The sequence below is a fragment of the Kitasatospora sp. NPDC004799 genome (assembly GCF_040609095.1).
In the GTDB taxonomy this organism is placed as follows: domain Bacteria; phylum Actinomycetota; class Actinomycetes; order Streptomycetales; family Streptomycetaceae; genus Kitasatospora.
Genome location: NZ_JBEXJK010000548.1, coordinates 1 through 4589, shown reverse-complemented (window position 1 = coordinate 4589; position 4589 = coordinate 1). Strand labels below are relative to the sequence as shown.

Sequence of the window (4589 nt, the reverse complement as noted above, 5' to 3'; positions counted from 1 at the left end):
CGCCCCTCGCCCGCCCCCGGGGCGCCCCCCCCCCGGCCCCCCCCCCCCCCGGCCGACAGCGGAACGTGATCATTAGTCCAGAACGGGAATAGTCACCCTGGCGCATGGACAGATGATTCGGCCCTTCCCTACCGTTTCGGTCAGTCGGTCCAACTGGGCCGCGCTGAAGGGGGTTGACCATGGCTCACCGGCGGCTCACCGGCGGCAGCAACGGTGACTGCAAGGAGGGCGACTGCCCGAACGTCTACGTCACCGACCGGGGCACTCTCGTCTTCCAGGGGGATCAGTACGCAGAGTTGACGATGCCGGCGCACGAAGGCGCCGTGGAACTGCCCGAGCACGTTGTAGTGGAGGCGATCCGTGCTCTTGGATGGTGAGGACTGGCAGAGGGTCCTGCACGGCTTCTCGCGGTCGGCATTCCGGCTCGAGACTCTCCCCGCCTACAAGGTCGCGGGAGAGGCCGAGGAGATCGAGGACTTCCTGAACGGGAATCGAATCGACCCGGTCACGTACACGTCCGGCTGGACCGAAAGACTCCTGGCCCACCGTGCGGCCGGCCGCACGGTTCAGCGAGTACACCTCGTCACGCGGCCGCTGAGTGATTATCTGCGGTACGAATTCATGTACTACGAACCGCACGCCAAGGCCGGCGAGGACATCCGCATCCTCGACCTGACGGACCGGGCGAACCCCGGTCTCCCGGACCAGGATTTCTGGACCTTCGATGATTCGACCGTGGTCCTGATGAACTATGAACCCGACGGGACACAGATCGACCGGGTGCTCGTGGCGGGCGAAACGGATCAGTACCTCGAATGGCAGCGGATTGCTGTGGCCGAGTCGGTGCCATTCGCCGACTATGTGAAAGCGCACGGGTGGCAATAGACCCGGAAGAGCTGGGGCACAGCAGAAGTGACCTGGCGCAGGCGCTGAGAGAAATACGGGTTAAAGCCGGTCTCGCAGGAGACCGGCTTGCTCGGCGTTGCGGTATGACGCAGTCGAAGATCAGCAAGATCGAGACCGGCAGGACCGTACCTTCCCTGGTGGATGTGGAGCTGATCCTGCGCGCGCTCGAAGTTCCGGCCGAACTTGCGCAGCGGGTACTCGACCTGGCCCGCGTGGCGAACACCGAGTGGCAGGATGTTCGAGCTCTCCGAAAGAAGGGGCTGGAGAAGAAGCAGGCAGAGCTTGCGGCGCTCGACCGGTCCTCGACCGAGATTCGCTACTTCCTGCTCTCGATGCTGAACACACTCCTGGCCACGCCGGAGTACATTCGGGCGAGCCTTGCTCACGTGCCTGGAGACACGACGAAAGCCATGGCGAAGAAGCTGGAGCGCCAGGCCGTCATCCATGACGATGCGAAGACCTTCTCGTTCCTGCTCACCGAGCAGGCGGTTCGCTGGGCCGTGCTGCCCCCTCGGGCCATGGCCACGCAGATCGAAAGGCTCGTGTCGGTGTCGAGGCTCCCGAACGTGCGCCTTGGGGTGATCCCGCTCGGGAAGTACATCCCGGAGAGTCCGCTGAACACCTTCACGGTGTACGACAGCAGTCTTGCCACGGTCGAGACGGAAACCGGAATCGTCATTCTTCGAGACCGGAGAGACATTCAGGCGTATCGGGCGGCGTTCGCCATGTACGAAGAGCACGCCATATTTGGAGATCAGGCCCGCGAGCAACTGGCCGCATGGGCAGATCTCTTCCTGAGGGGTCTTTAGTCACGCACGGGAATAATCGCCTCTCCGCTCCCTCCTGCGGCTAACCTGAGGAGCGGCAGACGGTTCTGCGCTCCGCACAGCAGCGGATTGGCGCCGACGGCGTCACTGAATCCAGCCCGATTAGTCTGATAATCACGGATTTCATGTCAGTGGTGTGTGGTGCGGGATCGTGGACTGATCGCGCGAGCGGAGCGCGGGGCCGGCCAACGAAGGGGCAGTCCATGAAGAAGATCGCGGCGAAGCTCTGGCGGGTCATCCGGGGACCGATGCAGTGGCGCGTGCTGTGGCTGTGGCACGCGAAGTTCATGGTCGGGGTGACGGGCATCGTGCGTGACCAGGAAGGCCGGGTGCTGCTGCTCAAGCACCGGATGTGGCCGGAGGGCCGGCAGTGGGGCCTGCCGACCGGTTACGCCAACAAGGGCGAGAGCTTCGAGGACACGATCGTGCGTGAGGTCCGGGAGGAGACCGGGCTCACGGTGAAGGTGTGCGAACTGGCGCACCTGAGGAGCGGATACAAGTTGCGCGTCGAAGTCGCCTTCGAGGCCCTGTACGTCAGCGGCCGGATCAAGGCGGCCTCGTTCGAGATCCTGGAGGCTCGATGGTTCGCACCGGACGATCTCCCCGAGGGATTGCAGGACTCGCACCGGCAGTTGATCGGCCGTCCGCGGTTCTGACCCTCGGCCGCTCGCTCACTCCCTCGTACCTGGGGCCGAACGAGCACCTGGCCGGTGGCGCGGCCGAACGTGCCGAGCTGGCGCACCTGCTGGCCGCGCGACGGGCGACGGCCGCCCTGGACCAGGCCCACCCGCACACGACGTTCAGCCTGCTGCACTGGGTGCTGGACTCCTGGGCGGACGAGCCGGCGCGCGAGGTGTTCCGCCAGGGCGCGGCTCTACTGGCGGCCCGTTACCGGGACTTGGGGCTCGACCAGCTGCTGCCGATCGACCGGGTATGGGTCGGGGTGCGCTCGACCCGGCCCGACGCCTTCGGCGGGTTCCACCACCCGAACCAGGGCTATCGGCACGTTCAGTTGGCCTCGGTGGTCACCAGATACGGGCGGCTGTGCTCTCCCCGATTGACGTCACCCGAGCTGGTGGCGCTCGACCTCCTCCGGTCCTACGCCCATGACTGCCTGCACTGGGGGTCGTTCCGGGAGTACCGGCTCCACGGTGGGCAGGTGGTCCGAAGCCGGTACGGCATCAACTGGCGTGATGCACAGGGGCGTACGTACTCGGGGAGGGACAAGGGCGACGCGGTCTCGACGCGAAACCTCGGGATCGTCATGGAGGGAGCGACCGACCGGGAGGCCCGGACGATCGCCGCCACGGTGGCCGACCGCCTCGGCCTGGCCGAGCGAATCGCCCCGCCCGATCGATTGGCATTCCGCGACACGACGGGGCGGCTGGAGCCGTCCGACGTCGAGTGCGGCGCCGAATCCGACGCCTGCACCCGCTTCCACCTGGCGGTGGCCGGATACGAACACGGTGTCGGGGCGCGGTACCAGCGCCTCCTCGCCGAGCTGGGCGGGGCCGACGCGGAGACTCTCCACCGGCTCATCGTCGCCGCCGTGATCGGCGGCGACCTGTCCGGCCTGACCGGCTGGCTCGACCAGCGCCACGGACCCGGAGCGTTCCGCCGGATCTTCCGATCGCCGGCCTACTCGGGGCCCGACCCCGGCGAGTAGACCGTCGCCGGTCGCCCATCACCGCCGCCATCTGTGACTACCTGGAAGGGCCCGCTCAGGCATGACGATTCCGGACCACGACGAGGACCAACTCCTGCGGGCACGCATCATGTTGGCCTCGGAGATCGAGCGGGCGAGCGCCGTGCTGTCCTCGCGGGTGGTGGAGGCGTTCCTCAATGTGCCGCGGCATCCGTTCGTGCCGGTGTTCTACCGGGAGGAGGGCGGCTTTCATCGGCCCTGTGAGAACGACGCCGGGTGGCTGCGGGAGGTGTACGCGGACCGGGTGCTGGTCACCGAGGTGGACGGCGTCCATGCGGAGGACGCCGGCCCGGAGGGGGTGCGCGGAGCGGCGACCTCCTCCTCCACGCTGCCGAGTCTGATGGCCGACATGCTCGACGCGCTCGATGTCCGCCCCGGCGTCCGGGTGTTGGAGGTCGGGACGGGCACGGGCTACAACGCCGCCCTGCTCTGCCACCTCGCGGGGGCGGCCCACGTCACGAGCGTCGACCGCACCGAGCGCCTGGTGGCCGCCGCCCGCACCCGGCTGCGCGAGGTGGGCTTCGCACCGACGGTCGTGGCGGCCGACGGAGCCGGCGGATACCCGGGCGACGCGCCGTACGACCGGATCATCGCCACCTGCGGCGTGCGCCGCCTCCCGCTGACCTGGCTCGACCAGTGCGCGCCCGGCGGCCTCATCGTCGTTCCGCTCGGCGGCGCGGTGGCCAGGCTCACCAGGCTGCCGGACGGGCGCGCCGTCGGGCGGTTCCTGCCCCGCCCGGCCGCCTTCATGCCGTTGCGCGACGGCGGGACTGCCGCACCGGAGCCGGCCGGGCCGACCGACGCGGACGGCCGGGCCGGCGAGGCCGGCTCCAGCGCCCTGGACGACCCGGGGTTCGCGTTCTGGGCCGGCCTCCACCTCGGCCCCGCCGTCGCCCGCAGCAGCCCCCGTGACTTCTGGCGGACGGTCGAAGCGGCCCACCGGAGCTGGCTCGACCAGCACTGCCCCCGCCGTGAGTGGTTCACCGTCGAGGCCGGCCCGGAGGGCCAGTTCGCGAGTTACACCGCGCCGGACGGCACCACCACCCGGTGGCCGCTCTGAGAGAGTGTTGGGTAATCGGGTGACTACTGGTGCTTGAGGTCGTCGGCGAGGCGGCGGGCTGCTTCGGTCTCGATGGGGCCGCGTGGTTCGA

The 4589-nt window shown here is 68.5% G+C and carries 6 protein-coding genes; all 6 read left to right on the top strand.

Going from position 1 to position 4589, the window contains the following annotated elements; genetic code table 11:
- Positions 1 to 179 precede the first annotated feature (179 nt).
- The 6 genes from ABZW03_RS37715 to ABZW03_RS37690 all read left to right on the top strand — a co-directional run bounded on the left by ABZW03_RS37715 (position 180) and on the right by ABZW03_RS37690 (position 4498).
- On the top strand, positions 180 to 377 hold the full coding sequence (locus ABZW03_RS37715; RefSeq protein WP_355268921.1) for a hypothetical protein: 198 nt from the start codon (positions 180 to 182) through the stop codon (positions 375 to 377).
- Positions 361 to 885 (top strand): DUF6879 family protein, encoded by a 525-nt coding sequence (locus ABZW03_RS37710; protein ID WP_355268920.1) that lies wholly within the window; start codon positions 361 to 363, stop codon positions 883 to 885. Before ABZW03_RS37715 ends, ABZW03_RS37710 begins: the two co-directional genes overlap by 17 nt.
- Positions 876 to 1715 (top strand): helix-turn-helix transcriptional regulator, encoded by an 840-nt coding sequence (locus tag ABZW03_RS37705; RefSeq protein ID WP_355268918.1) that lies wholly within the window; start codon positions 876 to 878, stop codon positions 1713 to 1715. The genes ABZW03_RS37710 and ABZW03_RS37705 overlap by 10 nt, the downstream gene beginning before the upstream one ends.
- 221 nt (positions 1716 to 1936) lie before the next feature.
- A complete protein-coding gene (locus tag ABZW03_RS37700; protein ID WP_355268916.1) occupies positions 1937 to 2389 on the top strand; it encodes an NUDIX domain-containing protein in 453 nt (150 codons plus the stop codon).
- The gene (locus ABZW03_RS37695) at positions 2314 to 3399 is read left to right on the top strand and encodes a hypothetical protein (protein WP_355268914.1); all 1086 of its coding nucleotides are present in this window, start codon (positions 2314 to 2316) and stop codon (positions 3397 to 3399) included. The genes ABZW03_RS37700 and ABZW03_RS37695 overlap by 76 nt, the downstream gene beginning before the upstream one ends.
- A 61-nt stretch (positions 3400 to 3460) precedes the next feature.
- Positions 3461 to 4498, top strand: a complete 1038-nt coding sequence (locus ABZW03_RS37690; RefSeq protein ID WP_355268912.1) for a methyltransferase domain-containing protein — start codon at positions 3461 to 3463, stop codon at positions 4496 to 4498.
- The last annotated feature ends 91 nt before the right edge of the window (positions 4499 to 4589 follow it).